The sequence below is a fragment of the Brevibacterium picturae genome (assembly GCF_030453725.1).
Classification (GTDB): Bacteria; Actinomycetota; Actinomycetes; order Actinomycetales; family Brevibacteriaceae; genus Brevibacterium; species Brevibacterium sandarakinum_A.
Genome location: NZ_JAKDJU010000057.1, coordinates 1 through 18542, shown reverse-complemented (window position 1 = coordinate 18542; position 18542 = coordinate 1). Strand labels below are relative to the sequence as shown.

Annotated in this window: 13 protein-coding genes; 6 read left to right on the top strand and 7 right to left on the bottom strand. The window is 63.0% G+C overall.

The genetic code is table 11. The features are described 5' to 3' along the window. The first annotated feature begins 178 nt into the window (after positions 1-178). The gene (locus L0G76_RS07780) at positions 179-748 is read left to right on the top strand and encodes a hypothetical protein (protein WP_304356726.1); all 570 of its coding nucleotides are present in this window, start codon (positions 179-181) and stop codon (positions 746-748) included. Positions 749-947: 199 nt separating this feature from the next. Here L0G76_RS07780 and L0G76_RS07775 read toward each other — a convergent pair whose 3' ends face one another. The 3 genes from L0G76_RS07775 to L0G76_RS07765 all read right to left on the bottom strand — a co-directional run bounded on the left by L0G76_RS07775 (position 948) and on the right by L0G76_RS07765 (position 5423). Continuing rightward, on the bottom strand, positions 948-2249 hold the full coding sequence (locus tag L0G76_RS07775) for a M20 family metallo-hydrolase (RefSeq protein WP_304356725.1): 1302 nt from the start codon (positions 2247-2249) through the stop codon (positions 948-950). 73 nt (positions 2250-2322) lie between these two features. Next, positions 2323-4002: a thiamine pyrophosphate-dependent enzyme gene (locus tag L0G76_RS07770; RefSeq protein ID WP_304356724.1), complete on the bottom strand. Its 1680-nt coding sequence runs from the start codon at positions 4000-4002 to the stop codon at positions 2323-2325. A gap of 89 nt (positions 4003-4091) precedes the next feature. After that, positions 4092-5423 (bottom strand): MFS transporter, encoded by a 1332-nt coding sequence (locus L0G76_RS07765; RefSeq protein ID WP_304356723.1) that lies wholly within the window; start codon positions 5421-5423, stop codon positions 4092-4094. A 195-nt stretch (positions 5424-5618) separates the two neighbouring features. On the opposite strand from L0G76_RS07765, the gene L0G76_RS07760 reads away from it, so the two are divergent. After that, the gene (locus L0G76_RS07760; protein ID WP_304356722.1) at positions 5619-6788 is read left to right on the top strand and encodes a PucR family transcriptional regulator; all 1170 of its coding nucleotides are present in this window, start codon (positions 5619-5621) and stop codon (positions 6786-6788) included. Between the two features lie 166 nt (positions 6789-6954). Here the strand turns inward: L0G76_RS07760 and L0G76_RS07755 are convergent, their stop codons facing one another. Beyond that, entirely contained in the window at positions 6955-7374 is a 420-nt protein-coding gene (locus L0G76_RS07755) for a MerR family transcriptional regulator (RefSeq protein WP_304356721.1), read from the bottom strand. A 206-nt stretch (positions 7375-7580) separates the two neighbouring features. On the opposite strand from L0G76_RS07755, the gene L0G76_RS07750 reads away from it, so the two are divergent. Then, a complete protein-coding gene (locus tag L0G76_RS07750) occupies positions 7581-9041 on the top strand; it encodes a SulP family inorganic anion transporter (protein ID WP_304356720.1) in 1461 nt (486 codons plus the stop codon). A gap of 337 nt (positions 9042-9378) precedes the next feature. On the opposite strand, the gene L0G76_RS07745 is transcribed toward L0G76_RS07750, so the two are convergent. Next, positions 9379-10755, bottom strand: coding sequence for a copper amine oxidase (locus L0G76_RS07745; protein WP_304356719.1), 1377 nt, complete (start codon positions 10753-10755; stop codon positions 9379-9381). Between the two features lie 216 nt (positions 10756-10971). Continuing rightward, on the bottom strand, positions 10972-12576 hold the full coding sequence (locus L0G76_RS07740; protein ID WP_304356718.1) for a choice-of-anchor G family protein: 1605 nt from the start codon (positions 12574-12576) through the stop codon (positions 10972-10974). A gap of 475 nt (positions 12577-13051) precedes the next feature. On the opposite strand from L0G76_RS07740, the gene L0G76_RS07735 reads away from it, so the two are divergent. Next, positions 13052-14254: a PucR family transcriptional regulator gene (locus L0G76_RS07735; RefSeq protein ID WP_304356717.1), complete on the top strand. Its 1203-nt coding sequence runs from the start codon at positions 13052-13054 to the stop codon at positions 14252-14254. A 12-nt stretch (positions 14255-14266) separates the two neighbouring features. Here the strand turns inward: L0G76_RS07735 and L0G76_RS07730 are convergent, their stop codons facing one another. After that, positions 14267-15316, bottom strand: coding sequence for a DUF2332 domain-containing protein (locus L0G76_RS07730; protein ID WP_304356716.1), 1050 nt, complete (start codon positions 15314-15316; stop codon positions 14267-14269). A gap of 554 nt (positions 15317-15870) precedes the next feature. Between L0G76_RS07730 and L0G76_RS07725 the strand changes: the two genes are divergently transcribed. Next, complete coding sequence (locus L0G76_RS07725; protein ID WP_304356715.1) at positions 15871-16767, top strand: helix-turn-helix domain-containing protein; 897 nt, start codon at positions 15871-15873, stop codon at positions 16765-16767. Positions 16768-17265: 498 nt separating this feature from the next. After that, positions 17266-18542, top strand: a 1277-nt coding sequence (locus L0G76_RS07720; RefSeq protein WP_304356714.1) for a hypothetical protein, incomplete at its 3' end; no start/stop codon positions are given.

The window sequence follows — 18542 nt, the reverse complement described above, 5'->3', positions numbered from 1 at the left end:
AATTCAACAGCCGTTGGCTCCGTGTTCGTTGCAGGCGACATTGTCCCTTCGAGAGGCTGGAGCGTGGGCGAGTTTTCAGAGGGCCGTGTGTTTCTCGAGTGAGGATATTGTGCGCGGACCTACCGCTCAACACAATGCCCATTGCTCTATAGAGCAGACTTCAGGAGAATCAGAACCGATGAAACTTGCACGAGCATTAGCGGTGACAGCTCTTTCCGCAGGCCTCCTCGCCGGCGGTGCCTCTGCGGCGACCGCAGTGCCTGCGGAGACCCTTCCTCCTACGAGCAAGGCCCCTGATGGCGGCGAAGTCACCAGCACCCAGGACACCAGCCAGCTCTCGCAGGAGAAGATCGACAATGCTCGCACCATCATCGCCGTCGGCAAAGGCTCTGATCTCTCGGCACAGGCTCAGAAGATCGCAGTCATGACCGCGCTGCAGGAATCGAGTCTGCGGAATCTCGACAGCGGCGACAAGGACTCCGCCGGACTGTTCCAACAGCGGCCGTCATACGGTTGGGGGACCCACGGGCAGATCACCGATGCGGTGTACGCCTCGAAGTCCTTCTACGGAGTCAATCCTGAGTGCCCGAACCCGGGGCTGCTCCAGATCGCGGGCTGGGAGACGATGGATCCCGGCGCCGCGGCCCAGGCGGTCCAAGGCTCAGGACATCCCGACGCCTATGACAAGTGGGAGACGCTTGCTGAGGAGCTTGTCGACGAGAACCAGGACGTCGCGCCCATCGATTGACGCACCTACCCTGGTTCGACCACTGCCGTCTCGACCACTGCCGTCTCGACCGCTGACGTCCCGTCCACTGCCGTCCCGACAACCGCTAGGGGCACGTGCTCAGGTAGCGCATAAATGCTCTACGTGGGCATCTACGCCCAGCGGTTGCGGAACTGTTCAGTGCGCTGGGGTACGGCGCGGCGTCACCTGCACCGCGCTGTCACCCCAGCGCGCCAGCGGCCAGCCGTCGCACCACTTCGGTGAGGTGGTGAAGGCCGGACACGAGGTCCTCGTCCTTCGTGAATTCCTGCAGGCTGTGGGAGACCCCGCCGACGCTGGGGACGAAGAGCATCACCGTGGGCACGGTGTCCTTCATGTTCGTCGAGTCGTGGCCGGCCACGGTCATCACCCGCGCCGAGGTGAGTCCCAGGTCCTCGGCCGCTGACCGTGCCAGCTCGACCCCGTCCTCGGAGTACGGGTTCTGCTCCCAGCTGTGTTCGGCGACGACCTCGATGTCGACGCCGACCTCCTCGCGGACCTTCGCGACCGTGGACATGAGGGATTCATGGGCGGCGGCGATCACCTCGGCGCTGGGGGAGCGCAGGTCGAGCAGCAGGCCGACCTCGCTCGCGACGACGACGGGGGAGTTGGGGTAGACGTTGAGTTCACCGCACGCGGTGTGCAGCGCCCCGGGCTCGAATTCGTCGACGAGTTCACGAGCGGCGACCACGAGCCGGGCGGCACCCAGCAGTGCATCGCGACGATCACTCATCAGCGTCGAACCACTGTGGGCCTGCTCGCCGGTGACGCGGAATTCGTACTTATGCGCGGCCCACGTGGCGTTGACCAGGCCGATCGTGACCCCGTCCTCCTCCATGCTGCGGCCCTGCTGGACGTGGATCTCGGCATAGGCGGCGACCTCCGGCGCGGTGAAGTCCCCGCGTTCGCCGATCGCATCGAGCGCCTCGGCGACGGTGACACCCTGCGGGTCGGTCGTGGCCAGTGCCGCCTCGAGCTCGGCCTTGCCGGTGAAGACGTTGCTGCCCATCATCGAGGGTTTGAAGCGCGAGCCCTCTTCGTTGAACCAGTTGATGACGGCGAGGTTGTACTTCGCCCTCGTAGGGTCGGCACGCAGATCATCGGCGACGGCGAAGCAGGCGTGGGCCGAGGACATGACACCGTAGGCACCATCGAAGCGTCCGGCGGTCGGTTGCGAATCCATGTGCGATCCGGTCAGCACGTAGGGGGCGCCGGGAACGAGTTCGAGCAACCCGAACTGATTGCCGATGGCATCCCGGTGAACCGTGAAGCCGTGCTTCTCGAGCAGCTCGGCGAACCATCTGCGCTGCTGGCCATCGGCCGCGCTCGCCGCCTGCCTGTCGACGCCGTTCGTGCCCTCGACGGCTCCGAAGCGCGAATGCACGGACCAGTCGGCGAGGAATTCGTCGTCGCGGTCGGTCTGGGTGCTCGCATCAACGGGTGCAGTGGCATTGGTGTTCGACGAAGAGGGGGTCTCGGTCATGTGGCGTCCTTCCGGAGACGATGGGGGTAGGGGTGCGGCGCCGGTTTCTTCGGTGTCGTTGAGTGGAGCTGTGTCAGACCGCGATCTCGTCGGCGGCCGGTGGCATGAGATCGGAGTCGATGAGGACGTGGACGAGTGCCGGGCCGTCCGCGGCCAGAGCGCGGTCGAGGGCGGCCTCGAAGTCCTCGGTCCGCTCGACCCGTTCGCCGTGCCCGCCGAATGAAGACATCCACACTGCGAAGTCGGGGTTGACCATGCGGGTGCCCGAGGGTCGGCCCGGATAGTGGTTGACCTGGTGTTGGACGATGGTGCCGTACACGCCGTTGTCGACGACGATGACCAGCGGCTTCGCCCCGTGAGCGAAGGCCGTGGCCAGCTCCTGGCCGTTCATGAGGAAGTCGCCGTCGCCGCAGATCGCCACCGCGCGACGCTCCGGGAAGACGAGTGAGGCCGCGACCGCACCGGGCACGGCAAGGCCCATGGCACCATTGCGGGCGCCGACGAGGCTCGCCGGCTGAAGATGTCTGATGAACCGGTGTCCCCAGATCGTGGCATTGCCGGCTCCGTATGCCAGAACCGCAGAGCCGCCGAGGCGGTCGTCGAGGATCCCGAACGCCACCCCGAGATCGACGCCGGTGCGGGAGAGGGCCCCGGCCACCTCGGCGTCGGGTCGGTGCTGGGCAACCTGGGACTGCACGGCCGAGCGGGAGGTCATCCACCCATCGCCGCGTCCACCGCGCAGTGTCGCGGCATCAACTGAGGCAGACGTCGAGTGAGCCGCCGAGGTCAGCGCCGTGACGAAGCTGCGTGGGGAGGCCAGGATCTGCTGGTCGATGCGCCCCGCGTGCTGGGTCGCCTCCGGGTCGAGACCGACGACGACGGTCTGGGCGTCGAAGCCGCGCGTGTAGCCGTCGCTGGCCACATCGGATCGGGTGGCGCCGACGAACACGAGGAGGTCGGAGTCGCCGTATCCGGCGGCGACCGCCTCGGCGCGGCCGTATCCCAGCCAGCCGGCCCAGGCGGGTCCGGTGTGGGGCACGGCGTCGTAGGCGCGCCAGTCGCAGAAGATCGGGATCCCCGCCGAGGCGGCCAGGTCGAGCAGCGCCCGACCGTGGCCCTCGTGCCAGCCGTCGCCCCCGAGGACGAAGGCCGGTTTCACTGCGGCTCCGATGCGCGTTGTCAGCGACTCGAGATCAGCTGCCGAGGGCTGGGGCTCGGCGATCGGTGCAGGCCGCGTGTCCGGTGTCTCGGTCATGCGGACGAGAACGTCCTCGGGCAAGCCCACGACGACGGGGCCGGGGCGACCGGAGGCTGCGATCCGCAGGGCCTCGGCGGTGAGGTCACCGGCACGGTGCTCGTCGTCGACGATGATGACCTTCTTCGCCGTGGAGGAGAACCATTCGGGCAGACTGAACTCCTGGAACGATTCCCGGGCACGGTCGGCAATCGGCACGAGTCCGACGAAGAGGACGAGGGCGGTAGCATCCTGGTAGGCGGTGTGCACGGAGATCATCGCGTTCGCGGCACCCGGACCGCGGGTGACCATGGCGATTCCGGGCCTGCCGGTCAGGCGCGACTCGGACAGAGCCATGAACCCGGCCCCACCCTCCTGACGAGCGACGATGGTCTCGATCGAGGTGTCGAAGAGACCGTCGAGGACGTCGAGATAGCTCTCGCCGGGCACGGCATAGACTCGCTCGATTCCGGCGTTCTCGAGGGTGCTGACGATGAGGTGGCCGGCCGAGCGGGACATGCGCGTGGGTCCTTCCGTGACGATGGGTGTAGGTGGTGAGGCTGGCGTTCAGCGCAGATCCGGCGGTGTCGGTGCCGCCGGCTCGAGGCTCAGTGCTTGAAGCCGGGCAGGTCGACGCTCAGACGTGGCGCGATCGCGCCGGCGAAGGCCGTGAACAGGGACAGGAAGGCGAGCATCGCAGCGGCCGGCCACCAGTGGTCGCCTGCCGAGGCGACGAACCCGGTGGCCAGCAGCGGGATGAATCCCGACAGCATGCCGGCAACGTTCTGCGACATGGCCACGCCCGTGTAACGGGTGCTGGCCGGGAACAGTCCGGTCATCACGGTTCCCGATGCGGCGTAGGGCAGAGACAGCGTGCCGACCGCCAGGGTCATGGCGATGACGATGAGCACGGGCTGACCGGAGGTGAACAAGAGGAAGGCCGGAACCGAGACCACCGCCGAGGCGATTCCACCCCACAGGATGACCTTGCTGGCCCCGTACTTGCCACCGAGGAATCCTCCCCAGATGAGGATGAAGATCTCGGCGAAGGCCGCAACCATGCTGCCCAGCAGCATGAGTGAGTCGTCGTATCCGAGGATGTTGACGCCGTACCAGACGCAGAACGCGGTGACGAGGTAGAATCCGCCGACGCCGAGGAGGGCTGCGGCCATGCCGACGATGATCTGCTTCCAGCTGTCGCGGAAGGTAGTGCTGATCGGACTCTTCTCGAGTTCATCGGACTCCTCGAGCTGACGGAACACCGGCGATTCCTCGAGGCGGCTGCGGATGTAGACGGCGACGAGGAGGAGTGGGATGGCGATGAGGAACGGGATGCGCCAACCCCAGGAGTTGAAGCTGTCCTGCGACAGCAGCAGGGTCATGACGAAGAAGCCGCCCGAGGACAGGATGGTGCCGATGGGCGAGCCGATCTGTGGAATCGCGGCATAACGTGCGCGCAGGTGAAGTGGGGCGTTCTCGACGACGAGAGTCATGGCGCCCGACCACTCTCCACCGACGAACAGGCCCTGCAGAATGCGCAGGAGCACGAGCAGTGCGGGTGCTGCGAAGCCGATCGCCTGGTAGGTCGGGAGCGCGCCGATGAGACCGGTGACGACGCCGATGCCGACGATCGTGACCATGAGGACCCGGCGGCGGCCGACCTTATCGCCGATGCGGCCGAAGATGAGTCCGCCGATGGGCCGAGCGGCGAGTCCGACGCCGAAGGTCGCGAAGGATGCCAGTGCCGCGGCAGTGGCGTTCTCGCTGGTGAAGTACTGGACGTTGAAGATCAGCGCCGCGGCAGCGCTGAAGAGGAAGAAGTCGTACCACTCGAGCGCCGTGCCGAGCAGAGCGCCGAGCGCCACCTTGTTGGCGTCCTTGACGCTGAGTTCTTTGGTTGCAGTGTATTCGGACGCCGCTGTGGGGTCGTTGGTGCTCATGTTTCTCTCCATCGAGTGCAGGGCTGGATGTGTGGGGCAATCTGCCGACGATAGAACGTCGTGCCGTCGGCTGGGCAGACAACCTGTCACTTAAAACACTACAGAGTGAGATCGCACGATTTCGAGTATCTTTCGCCCCGGATTCTCCGTCATCAGTTGTGCATCTGCACAGTGTTCTGCGCCTAGTCTGGATCCATGTCGCCAATACACGAGAGACAGCTCAAGGATCAGCCGCTGCCGGGGGATCGTCGGCGTTGGATCGAACTCCTCGACGCCCTCGACCTCGACCAGCTCACCGATCGATTCCTGTCCCTAGTTGTCACGGTCCCCGGCTACGATCCCGCTCCGATTCCCATCTCCGAGCTGAAGCGGACTGGACTCATCTCGTTCCAGTCGCTCGTCGAGGGTCTGCGCGCCGGTGGCTTCGACGGCCGCGTCGCGGTGTCCACGGAGGTCGGTGTCTCCCGAGCCCGCGCAGGTATCCCACTCGAGGCGCTGATGACAGCGATCCGGCACGACTTCAACGTCCTGTGGGAGGCTCTGACCAGGGTCGCGACGCAGGACGACGCGGAACTCGTCATCCGGCACACCGGAATCGTGCTCTCCACCGTCGACGAATACGTCTCCCAGGTCCAGCAGGCCTACACAGCGGAGCAGCAGCGGATGCGGGAGGAGGAGTCCTCGGTCAGGCAGGGCCTCATTGCGGGGCTGTTCGACGAGCTCAACCCGACGGACGAACGCCTGTCCACGATCGCCTCGGCGTTGGGGCTCGATCCGCACGATCCGCTGCTCGTCGTGGCCGCACGCGGCGAGGACACCTCGGCGCTGCGGGTTCTCGTGTCCGACCATGAGCGCGCGGGCGGGACCATGTTCACCCACCACCTCGGCGATGCCCTCATCGCCTTCACTCGGTCATCGGAGCTCTCTGGTTCACGGCTGGAGACGATCGAACGGCGCCTCGCCGAGGTGCGAGTGGGTCTGGTCAATGCTGCCGGAATCGGGTCCCTGCGCAGGTCGGCGCTGACAGCCCGGGATCTGGCGCAGGTGCTCACCGTCGACGAGGTGGGGGCGATGACCTGGGAACGAGGGTGGGCCCGGTTGGCGGCTCAGGCCCTCAACGCGGCGGGGAACTCGATCGTCACCGACGTCGAACGGGCGCTCGCCGTCTGCGGGGCGGCCGAACGCGAGCGTCTTGTCGAGGCCGTGCACACCTACCTGCGCTCGGGCAGTATCGGGGCGAGTGCTGCCGAACTGTTCTGTCACCGCAATACCGTGGCCAACCGTCTGCGTCGGTTCGCCGACCTGACCGGGGTGGACCCGATGATTCCCGCCGAGGCGGCCCGGCTGGTCGTCGGCTGGGCGTGAATTCGGGTGGCCGATTTGCGGCGAGTTGCCGATTTGCACCCGCTGGCCGGTTCGTGGCCGGTTTGGACCCGCTGGCCGGAAGTGCCTGCGTTGAGCATTTATGCGCAGCTTCTGCAGGTTCAGCTAGCGAGTGCCGACGTGCCCGGCTGGTCGTCGGGCGGCGCCCTCAGCCGAGGCGATCGCGGAGGATGCCGAGGAATTCGTCGGCGCGCTCGACCTGTCGGGCGAGTTTCTCCCGTCTGGAATCGGCATCGTCGAGCAGCGCCAGCAGCTTCCGTCGGGCCGCGTCCCTCTCTGCATCAGGGGAGTCGCCGTCCAGGATGTCCAGGTGGGCCAGCAGTTCCCCCATCTCGGCAGTCGAGTAACTGAGGGCCTTCATGCGGCGGATCGTCATCAGGCGGCGGAAGTCTTCGTCGGTGTACACGCGGAATCCGCCCTCGGTTCTGCCCGTGGCGGGGATGAGCCCGATGTCTTCGTAATGACGCAGGGTCCGTGAGGACAGGCCTGACTTCTCCGTCATCTCGCCGATGTGCATGCCGCGCACCCTTTCGTCGCCTCCGGTCTCGGTCCAGGCTCGATCCAGCATCGGTCCGGACTCATGAACTGGTTTGCACCAACTCTAACGCAACGTTAATGTTGACTCCGAACCCTGACGTGTCGTGAAGGTTCGAGATGGCACACGGCGCAGTCACATTTTTTCACCCCGCTTCCTTCCCGTAGGAGAGTCCTGTGTCCACCACCTTGCCCCCAGACAGTGCACAGCATTCTCCGACCCCGGAGGAGCGCCAAAGTGTGCTCCGGACGCTGAAGCGACCCGGCTGGCTCAAGACGGAGATCCTCGGCGGACTCGTCGTCGGACTGGCGCTCATTCCTGAGGCGATCGCCTTCTCCGTCATCGCCGGGGTGGACCCGCGCGTCGGGCTCTTCGCGTCATTCACGATGGCCGTGACTGTGGCGTTCCTCGGCGGGCGGCCGGCAATGATCTCTGCTGCGACCGGTGCGGTCGCACTTGTCATCGCACCCTTGGTGGCCTCGCACGGGACCGACTACTTCATCGCAACCGTCATCCTGGCAGGCATCGTCCAAGTGATCCTGGCGCTGGTCGGGGTTGCTCGGCTCATGCGGTTCATCCCACGCCAAGTCATGGTCGGCTTCGTCAATGCCCTGGCCATCCTCATCTTCATGGCGCAGGTGCCCGAACTCATCGGCGTCCCGTGGCTGGTCTACCCGCTGTGTCTGCTCGGGTTGGTCATCGTCTTCGTTCTCCCGCGCTTCACCTCGATCGTGCCGGCACCGCTGGTGGCCATCATCGTTCTCACGGCCCTCGTCGTGGTCTTCGCGTGGGATGTGCCCGACGTGGGTGACAAGGGGCAGCTGCCCGAATCCTTGCCGACTCTCCTCATCCCGCAGGTGCCGCTGACGCTCGAGACGTTGAAGATCATCGCTCCCTACGCTGTGGCGATGGCTCTCGTCGGTCTGCTCGAATCCCTGATGACGGCCAAGCTCGTCGACGACGTCACCGACACCCGTTCGAACAAGACCCGCGAGTCCTGGGCGCAGGGCGCAGCCAACATCGTCACCGGGTTCTTCGGCGGGATGGGTGGCTGCGCGATGATCGGTCAGACCATGATCAACGTGCGCGCCTCGGGGGCCCGGACCCGGATCTCGACGTTCTGCGCCGGTGTCTTCCTGCTCATCCTCGTCGTTGTTCTCGGGGACATCGTCGCGCTCATCCCCATGGCCGCTTTGGTGGCCATCATGATGTTCGTCTCCTGGGCGACCTTCGACTGGCACTCCATCCGTCCCGGCACTCTCAAGAAGATGCCGAAGTCGGAGACGACTGTCATGCTGGTCACCGTCATCGCGACCGTATGGACGAACAATCTGGCGATCGGGGTGATTCTCGGCGTGCTCGTGGCAATGGTCGCGTTCGCCAATCGTGTGGCGCACTTCGTCAGCGTCAACCGTGAAATCGTGGACTCGGACGGGCATTCGAGCGCCCGCTACACCGTCGACGGCGAACTGTTCTTCGGCTCCTCCAACGACCTGTACACGATGTTCGACTACGCCGAGGATCCCGAGCACATCGTCATCGACATGCACCAGTCCCACCTGTGGGACGCCTCCACGGTCGCAGCACTGGACTCCGTGACCGACAAGTACGAGCACTATGGCAAGAACGTCGAAATCGTGGGACTCAACGATGCCAGCCGCAGAATGCGCGCCCGGCTCGGTGGTCAGGGCTCCTCGTAGTTCTTCGCAGCTCTGCGCGCCGACCTCCGGAAGGGGTCCGGTCCGCAACGAAGGCGTCAGCAATTCTGGATTATTAGTGTAAATCTAATGTAATCAATGATTGTTAGAACCCCTGAGCACACGGGAAGTTGCGTGCGCTCAGGAGTTATCGCATTTCCGCTCTGAGGTACTTTCATGCGATTGCCAAATAGCTCATGTGCTAGATCAGCAAAATCAGCCTACCTTGTATTCGAATTCTCTTGCAATGCTGATCTCGTTCCGTAAGACGATTTCGACTGGCAATTCATCAGGCCTCCGGCACGGAGACAACTTCCATTTCTTACTAAACAGTAGATAATCAATCTATCGGCTCCTGATTCCATTCGGAGTCGGGAACGCCGTTCACTTCCTCGTGGCCTTCGGGAATGTCGAACCGTTGAGCGGTCAGGTCGCGAGGCAGCAATGTGAATCCCTGCCAGTGCATCTCCATGGGCGACTGCTCTTCATCGCGAGGGACATGATGGAATCCGACCCCGACCCACGAGACCACATCATCGAGTTCCTCATCTGACCCATCGTCAACGAACTCGGGAACTCCACGGCCGCAGTCGCCTCGATTGTTCGTGGCATACATTTCGCATTCGTCGAAGTTTGTGAAGCCGACGTCATATCCCGCCTCTTCGTTGTGGGTATGGGCGTGCTCGACATCGTCGACGAACTCGAAGGAGTCGGATTTTCCGAGCTCGATCTGGTAGGAGATGGGGTGTCCGTCGTCGTTGAGGACATCCGGGTTGAGGACTCTCCACCATCGTCGATCCTTCCACTGTGCAAGCCTGGGATGGTCGAAGTTCGTGAGCTTTCCGCTCATGACGGCTGACTCCGCACCGGATGCTCCTGTCGGGGTGGCGTCGAACTGCTGTGCGCTCATTCCGCCTTCTCCACCGAGGCCCCAGCGGATTCTCCACACGGCGTTGTGTGAGTGATTCGCCGCATGCTCGTCGTCTCCGACGTCCCATCCATGATCCTCGTCGGTGTAGTCGGCTGGGGACAGATCACCGGTCGCCCCCAGCTGCACATCGATCGATCCATCCGAGCCGAATGTGTACTGAGAGACGTATTCGTACCAGCCCACTCGCGAAACCGTCGAGATTCGCAGGGCGTTCTTACGGTCGGAGGCGGGTGCTACCAGGTCGCTCGAATGGTAGGCGAGACCGGCATCGATGATTTCTGTGCACAGGACGTTCCGTGTCTCCGTATCGCCGTACTCACCGTCGCCGATATTCGGAATCTCGGTCGAATGCAGGTCTCCTGCGCAGGCATCGGGCTGGAGCGTCTTCATCTTTCGGCCGCCGAATCCTGCTGCCGTGATGTCGGAGGTCAGGCGTTCTCCGGTGTCGTACGGGACCTCCAGCTGGGACAGGGAGGCCGTGTCGATGATTCTTATCGGGTCTTTGCCCGGGGGCGTGATGAAGACCTCTGACAGGGAGAGACCGAAATCCGGATGGACTCCCCAGCACATCGTCCAGGTCGCCCCACTGGACAGCGTCCGCGATATCTTCTGCGCAGGTTCCTCACAGGTGCTGGCGGCGACGGCCGATGGATCCGCAGTCGTGTCCCCCGCCGAGGTGGCAGCTGAGGTGTCACCTCGAGTGCATGCCGAGACGAAGAGGACGAGGCAGAATCCTATTGCCGCGATCTCCAGCAGGCGCTTCTTCGTGTGGGCATGTCTTCTCAATGTTGCTCAGCTCGTCTTTCCCTGCGTGGTGTTCTGCGCACAGCCCTGCGTGGTGTTCTGTCCATAGAGAGGTGGTGGCGGCACATGATCTGTGTCGCCACCACCTGCGGCCTCATCTCAAGACGAGCGCTCACTCTCGCCTTGTCACAGGCGACCTATCCTGTGTCTGCGTCGACGCCGATCTATGGCAGCGTCATCGGTTGCGCAGCGATGGCGTCACCAGCCCATGTTCGGCAGAAAGCCGAAGAGGCCGGTCTTCGTTTCGTCACCGTGACGGTCCACTGGACCCTTCGGAGCGTCCTTCACTGATTCGCCACATGTGTCGGTGCGAACTCCGGCGTTGCCGAAGTTCATCCTTGCTTTGCCGTCTGCAACACCGAGGCTCAGCGCGGACACCTTCACTCCATTGACGGCCTTGGAGCCGTCCGCAGTCGTGCACTCAGTCGTCTCCTGGTGATTGATCTGCAGGGAGACGAGGTTGTCGGCGATGAGCTTGAGGAATGGGTCGAGCGCCGCGCGGATCGGAACCGTCATCATGTCGGTCTTGATCGTGGTGAACGCATCGTAGAGCAGACCCGATGGATCCGAGAGTGTGTCATAGACCGGGCCCATGACGGTTTCCATGGTCTTCATGACGCCGTCGATCGTTGTGCAGGACACAGCGCCCGTGGCGCCCGCGGACTCACACGAGTAGTTGCTCACCTCTCCCGTGAGATCCATGTCCCAGCTCGCGGTGGTCCCGTCGAGAGCGGTGATATCAACGTTGACGTTCGCGCTGCGGAGTGACTCGATTGCTGTGTCCACGGCGACGTCGATGACCTTCTCGATGGCATCGTGGATGCTGCTGGCGATGAACGGGTAGGTCTCATCATCGATCAGCTCGGTGTTCGGATCCTGATTGTTGATGCCCACGGGACGATCGATCACGCCGTCGTCGTTGCCGCCGATGCGGGCGACGTCGACCTCGACCGAGCCCTCACCGAGGTCGATGGTGGCAAGTCCGTCATCAGTGGTGATCGGCTCACGCAGGATCGCATCAAGCACATCGTCCTGGATGGTGCTTGTGACGGTGGTGTCGACCGTCATGCCTGGCAGTGCCTTTCCGAGGCCGAGTGCATCATTGACTGCGTCGGCCACCTCGTCCTCCATCTGACCAGCGGCATCGGACACGCCGTCGCCGGCATCTTCGATTGCTGGAGAGTGCAGCTCGAGCTTTGCGTCGCCGACGCGGTACTGGCCGTACTTGCCGACACCGTCCGGATCCTGGAACTCGCCGTCGACGGCTTCGACCCAGGACCCGCCGAGTCCGAAGTTCAGATCTGCCTGGTCGATGAGGCCCTTGGTGACATCAGATTTGCCGGTGGCCGCCACCAGAGACAGAAGGTCGACCTTTGCCGTACCGAATTCGCTGTCCTTCCCATCGAGCGTGAGCCCACCATCGGCACCGACGATTCCGGTGACGGCCTTGCCGTTCTTCGCATCTGTTGCGGTCGATTCGCTGTGGATCGCGCCAGCTTCCCCGAAGCTGAGGAACTCGTCGAGTGGGATCTCGTAGCCCGCACCGAAATCGATGACTTCGTCGCCGCCGATGGCGCCGTTGAAGGCTTCACGATTCGGACCCGGATCTGATTCGGACCCTGCCTTGGACTGGGCCAGCGAGACAAGTTCCTTCGAGTCGAGAGTCATGCCCGCGACATTGGCTCCAGCTGCTGTCGGCTCATCGTCGTAGGCATCAAGTCCCTGTGCCGATACGGCGGTAGAAGCCAGCAGAGTCCCTGCGACTCCGATGGCCATCCCCGGCAGGATTCGCCCGAGGATCATCTTTCGCTTTCGGTGATCACCTGAAAAGGTGCTGGAAAAACGCGCTTGGGCGTGATGAGACACGAAATGACCTCCAAAATACCGCTTGTGAAGTGGATCGCCCCCTCAGAAATCGGCATATTCACCAACGAGCGTGACCCACAGGTCATCCTGCCGAAACGTACAGTTCGTGTCCAGGCTTTCGGAGATCCTTTTGAAAGACTGACAGAGACAACAAGATGTATTGTTATGTGACACAACTGCTCGATGACGTTGATCTGAAGTGTTCATTCAGGCGAAATACTGACACGGGAACAAATCCGCATGTGAAGATTCAGCAGGTCTTCTGTCATTGTTTCTGAATGAGACGGCCGATATGGAACATGTGTGCACATTGCGATTGAAAATTGTACGATCTGTAGGCGTCGTTCGACTGTGAGTTTGGGGATGAGGTACGAGGGTGCACCTTTCAGTGACAAACCACTCCATGGGGCAGATGTCTGTTTCTGATGCAGGCGATCTTCCGCATTGGGTTGAGTCTCAGCTGCCGAGCATCGTCAGTGAGGCCTATGGCAATGTTCTTGACCAGATTCCGCTCTTCGAGCGCGCCGAGCCGCTTCTGCAGCAGGATCTGCATCAGTCCATCGATGACACTCTGCGATCCGCCGTCGCAGCCATGATCCATGCTCACGATATTTCAGAGATGACTGCTCCGCAGGAGACAGGCAGACGCCGAGCGCAGCAGGGAGTTCCCTTGGCCGAGGTGCTGCAGGCGCATCGCGTCAGTTTCGGCACTCTGTGGGATGCACTCGTTCGGGCCACCCGGCCAGGGGGCTGCTGCGAAGGCCCGGAGGCACTTGTCGCAGTGGCAAGCTGGGTGTGGTCGGCCGCGGATGAGTATGCGATGGCTCTGACCGATTCCTACAGGGCAGCATCTGCAGAGCTTCTGGCCGCGGAGGGGCGCCGCCGTTCCGCGCTGGTCGAGTCACTGCTCGCGGGGCGGCCGAGTCCGGACTGCAGCCCCTGGGAGGTGGCGACGCTGCTCGGCCTGGCCCCGAATGCAGATCTCATGGTGGTTGCGGCGGACAACAGCGAACCAAACGCCGCCGGTGTCATCGACGTTGAACAGAAGCTCGCGGACAGGGGCATCGTCTCCGGCTGGCGACTGACCCCGACTCTGCAGCTCGGGATCGTGTCACTGCACACAGGACAGCATGAGGACGCCTTGACTGTCCTGCGAGACGCGGGTGTGCGCGCAGGAGTCAGCCCTCCATATGGAGGACTGACTGACACCCCGCGTGCACTGCAGTTGGCACGGTCTGCCCTGTCAGCAGTGCGCTCAGGGAGACCGGAAGTCCGCGAGTTCAGCTCAAGTCCACTGGACGCATTCCTGGCCTGTGAACCGAATGAAGGACGTCGACTGGCCGAGGACGTGCTCGGGCGAGTGCTGGAGCTCAACGCCGCCGACCGTTCGACGATCCTCGGCACTCTCACTGCTTACTTTGACAATCAGGGTTCGGCCGAACGCACCGCCGAACAGCTGTACTGCCACGTCAATACGATCCGCTATCGACTGCGCCGCGTCCACGAACTCACCGGACGGTCGCTGAAAGATCCCCTCGGCGTGGCTGAGCTTGTCAGTGCAGTGCTGTCGCTGCGAATGGGAGAACCGAATACTGCTCACTGCGCATTGGGCTGACCACCTGAGCTGCTAACCCAGCTTTCCAGCCTGTTGCCCCAGCCCTTCGAAGCTCTGCCCATGCGGTCCGGTGAGTGCAATCGCCTCTCCGTCGACGGCGAGCACGAATCGTCCGTCCGGTTCGCGATCGACCTGAACGCCGATATCCGGCAGCACAGCACTTCCCTCATTGCTGATCCACATGATGTCATCGCGCATGCGCATGAGGGCGGCGAACTTCTCGCGCTCGCTCGGGGCGACGTAGGCGAGCACGGCACTGTGGAATACGACCTTCTGTGTGCCTGTGGGAGCCTCGTCCAACAGGCTCTCCACGGTCGCGAGCAGATCACCCGGAACCAACCTCGGCGGGTCCGCAGCTACCAGAGCCGACGCTGCACTCAGGCGAGACCGACGAGCCTCATGTTCGGGCCAGATCAAGGAGCGGAGCCATTCCCGCTGGTCACCGTCGGTGATGTCAAGGGGGTTGAGATCGATTCCGGCCCGCCACGCGACCTCGGGGATGGTGTCGGGCGGTTGCGTGTTCGTCAGTTCGCAGACGAGCTCGACCGTGCTCGGACCATCCTCGGGATGAAGTGTCACCGGCCCGGAGTCAGTGCGGTAGGTATAGCTGTAGCGATCCGGGTACAGGCACAACCCTGCCGAAGCACCGACTTCGATGAGGGAGATCGGCCGCTCGACCCGCGCCAGCGCCGGCAGCACCACGGCACACCGTCCTGCCTCGTTCGTCTGGGTTGAGCGCGCGAGCATGAGGTCCCGAGTCGCGTCCCAGTGCGCAAGCAGCCATGTCCGAAGACTCGCATAATCATTGGTACCGGCGGCGCTGGGAGGCTCACCCGGGGTGATGCCGTCACCGGCGCCGAGGTGGCGGGCAGCTGCGAAGAGAAGGTTGGCCTGGCGCTTCAGCTTGGGCAGTTCGAGGAGTAACGCGATGATCTCGTCGTCCTCTGCCACGCCTGTGGCCCATGCGGTGTAGATGGGTGAGGCGCCGGCCGCCTCGAACTGAGCGAACTTCCGGTAGTAGTCGCGCAGGGACTCGGCATCGAGTTCGGACATCGGTTGCATGGTCTCTCCCTTATTGGGTGGGTGGAACCGTGTGATCGCGAGCATATCGGGTGTGTTCGTGAGCGCGCGGATGTCGCCTCATCCAGAGGAGAGATCCGTCACAGCTGCATCGGGTCGTGCGCCCCCTGCGCGAATTTCCGTCTCGTCGGGAACTGGTGGGCGCAAGCGACTCGGGACCGCGTTGTCAGGTCGTTTCGCCTGGGGCGGGGCGAAGCGCCAATTGGGTGGTGCCCGGCGTCATCGGTGCGCGGCGATCACTCGTTTCAGCTGAAGGGTCGGGGTAAGCAAGAATCACGGACAGATGTAAGAAACTCACGGGCCTATATGACAGCAAGACCTCTTGGCATTGTACGCAAAAGCGGCCTTGTCCTGGTGCCTGCCTCAGGTGCGGGACGGGAGCCGATGATGCGGAGTTGGTGTGGGCCTCAGGGGGTTCTGAGCGGCGGTGTGGCGCTCAAACGTGGAACTCGACCCGGTATAGTAGTGTCAAATATTGAGACATACGTGTGTAGTCTGCGGCATGTGTGACACGCGAGCACTTGATTGGGGCATCGATGGAATCATCGGCAGAGGACAGTGATCGCTCCCGACCCAAGGGCTATACGAGCGTGGGGGCTACTCGGGCCGAGGAGGTCGACTTCCTGGCGTCAGTGGGTTGGCACCTGAAGTCGGACCCTGAATCGCTTGGACTCAGCGGCGACATCGTGGTCACCGATGACTTCGTCGTCGCCCGTTACAGCCATGGTCCCGCCGTTTTCGAGTACTCCGCACCGGAGGGGCCCCTGCATGATGATGGCGTCATGCTGCATGCCTGTCTCCGTGGCGAGCTGACACTGCACTCCAGAACGGGAGTTGCGCATCTGAAGCCCTTCGACGTCGGCGTCGTCCAGGCCGGCGACTTCACGGGGGCCGAATGCGAGTCCGCGGTGACGTGCATGATCGTCAGCTTCAGGGGTGCAGAGGCACATGAGCATTATCGACTTCTCGCGGGGCGCTCGAGTGAGGCGCATCTGCGGATACTGAATGCCGCGACATCGTCGTTGTTCCACGGTCCTGCTGACGACCTTGAGCCGGGGTTCGTTCAAGTTCAACGGGGGCTTGAGGAGCTCGCCAAGGCGACGGCGATCGGATCGCGTCTGTACCCGGAGTCCCGGGAGGCATCGCTGAGAACGGTCTACGTGCGGGGGGTGGCCCTGATCGGGACAGTGGCATCCGATGCTGACACCACCGTCGAATCCATTGCGCGGGACCTGCAGGTGTCGCGCTCATACCTCTTCAAGGCGTTCAAAGACCAGGGTTCAACGCCGTCATATGAGCTCAGACAGGCCCGCGTGGATATGGCGAAGCGCCACCTCGAGGGTGGGTCCTCTCTGGCCGAAGCGGCCGCCTCGTCGGGTTTCGGTTCTGTTCGCAAGCTCAGGCGAGCCCTCGACGTGCGGGTCGCCTCTTAATCATTGCGCGACTTCGACCGTGGGGCTCATGGACGAATCTTCGTCGGGGGACGGTTTGAGCTGCTCGTCTGCCCGACCTGCTGGCTGATAAATGATCAATCGACAAGCGTCAGCAGGTGAAAAAACGACAAGCATGTTTGTCGAAAATACAAGCCGCTTATCGGGTAGATTCGGAAGTCGCTGGAGATTGACTGATTTAATCGTGTGAAGAACCGTCTCAAAAGCTGAGAAGCATAAAATACATATACCTGTAAGAAAATGCAGAGGGTTGGCTTGTGGGCCGGGTTTCCATGTCAGGACATCTGAGTATAGTTATTCAGTACCAATTATGTTTCCTTCAAGTGACCAAAATGATGCCCAAATTGGTAGGCTCATCTTGGAGTTCCTCGTGAGTCTCCTGAACGCAGAGTTCCTGGTGGTTGAATCTTCGGACAGGTGGGTCTGGAGACTTGCGAAAAGCTCAAATTGTAAAGTCCCTACGTGTAGAGGTAGAGCAATATGAAGCCAAACAAGAACAAGGGGCTGCGCCGTATCCTCGGCGCAGCAGGAGTCGGTGCCCTCGGCATCGCCCTGCTCAGTCCCGTTGCGCCGGCAAACGCGGCCGATGTGGAGGAAGGTTCTTTCTCCGGCGGAGTGCGTAACTACGGTGCATTTGCCGGGGTCGGGCTGGCAGACAACATGGTGAATGTTCGCGCGAACATTGCAGAGTCAACAGTTGTCGCAGACTCCGGAGGACTCGCAGACTACAAGGGAACGGGCACCGGAGAGTACGCCGTTCCTGCCACGATCGCCGATGACGATACTGCTCGGGCATACTCCCGTGCCGCCCCAGTTGGAGCGGGAGCAGTCGGGCTGAACCTCAACCCCACCAGCGCCGAGGCCAACTCGACCACCGAGTCTCCGTCGGATGAAGCCGACCAGGACTTCGGCAACCTCGAGATTCCGACACTGGGCACGCTCGAGGCTCTCACCGGAAAAGCCCAGACAGACTGGTCCGAAGGAACTCTGACCAGCGGCGGAACGGTGGCAAACGCCGAATCCACCACTGGGGACCTCGACCTCATCACCGGCCTCGGCGATGTTCCGGGTCTGCCCAGCGATCTTGACACCCTCTTCCCTGTCGGCGAAGCGAACCTGGGTCTGAGCACCAGCGACGTGAGCCTCAACAGCGACGGAGCTGCCTGCGATTCCGGTCTCGGTGTCGAAAGCACCGCGACGTGGAGATTCGCTGACGTCAATCTCTTCAATGGGGAGATCGGAGTCTCGTGGGGCGGCGAAACCGACGCCGCACCGCAGGGCGAGATGATTGCCCGTGCGAATGGCGCCGCTGACGGGGCAGAGGTCGAGGTCTCCTCGCTGCCGAACATGTCGGTCAAGGTCGGCGATGCCGACCTCGTCATCGAGCCCGGCGGCAAGATCGAGCTCGACCAGATCCTCGAAGACGGCGGTCTGGGAGACCTGTCCGACCTCGTATCCGGTGAAATCACCTACGGTGGGCCCACCAACATCGAAGAAGCCGCTGACGGCACTCACGCCTCCGCGACCATGGGCGGACTGCAGGCTGACCTTCAGCTGCTCTCTGTCCCCGTAGTCGCACCCGACGGCCTCGGCAGTATGGAACTTGGTTTCGAGCGCGCCGATGTCTTCGCTGACATCTCCGAAGGTGGCATCAACTGCACCGACGACGGTGACGACGCCTCCTCGGACGACTCGGCTTCGGCTGACGACAACGGGGCCGATAACGCTTCGTCCGATGACAACGGAGCCGACAACGC